Source organism: Vibrio sp. Vb1980, assembly GCF_033338615.1.
Classification (GTDB): domain Bacteria; phylum Pseudomonadota; class Gammaproteobacteria; order Enterobacterales; family Vibrionaceae; genus Vibrio; species Vibrio alginolyticus.
The window spans coordinates 109160-110030 of sequence record NZ_JAWOSZ010000015.1; the positions used below are offsets into that span (position 1 = coordinate 109160).

The 871-nt window shown below is 41.8% G+C and carries 1 protein-coding gene; it reads left to right on the forward strand.

The genetic code is table 11. The annotated features are described in order from the left end of the window. The first annotated feature begins 356 nt into the window (after positions 1–356). The gene (locus R7F64_RS19390) at positions 357–692 is read left to right on the forward strand and encodes a hypothetical protein (RefSeq protein WP_140302014.1); all 336 of its coding nucleotides are present in this window, start codon (positions 357–359) and stop codon (positions 690–692) included. The last annotated feature ends 179 nt before the right edge of the window (positions 693–871 follow it).

An 871-nucleotide genomic window follows, 5' to 3' on the forward strand; every position in this document is an offset into this window, starting at 1 on the left:
GAAAGAAAGCTCGATTGGGGCATTGGTGTTCGCGCCCCAGGAGAATATACGCTACGCGTTTACGGACTGAGTCGCGCTGGAAGATATCATTTAATACTCACTCAAGATAATTAATATACATTCTATTGCAACTGGTGCTCATGCCAAACAGATGGCATATTTTGAGAATTTATAAGGTGTGAAAGGGATTACTTTTAGTAGGGCAAATACATGGAGCCTCTGTAGTATAGAGTACTGACTCTAAACGATTTTGGGGCAAAAGCTTGCTACAGCAAAAGACAAACTATGACAAAAAGCGTCGAAAAGTTTCGAACTTTATTGTTACTTCTTGCTTTGAGTTGGCCTATTGAGTGAAATTGAGTTTTGATCTTTATTGTCAGTTCTTTGCTATAGTGTCACGTAGCAATCTGCCCCGCGTAACAGAAAAGTTTCAATCTTTGTTGTTCAGCGACATGAGTAATAAGGCTATTAAGCTTAATGAAGCCAATCAAAGGTTGACAGAGCTAATTAATGAGTTGCAGGAGCGTGAGCGTGAATATGACAAAGCTCTTGAGCATTCTGCAAACTATTTAGGTAACGATGAGCGTATAGAGCAGGGTAGGGACGCAAGGGCTCAGGCTTTATTAGAGAGCGTTTCAGTAAGTGTTCACCAAGCCCCTATTGACAGAAAAAGTGTGACACTCAGCACTTGATCCATTCTTGGCTATTGAGTGATCATTCCAGTGCTTCATCCTGTTTGTTATGAGCAGAAAGAAAGCCCCTAAATATCAAGAGGAACCGCCCGTAGCCTCTGACCTTAACGAAGCAAACGCACTGATTGAAGAGTTGTGGGAACAGTTGCGCCACCTTACCGATAAACAAGCTACTAACT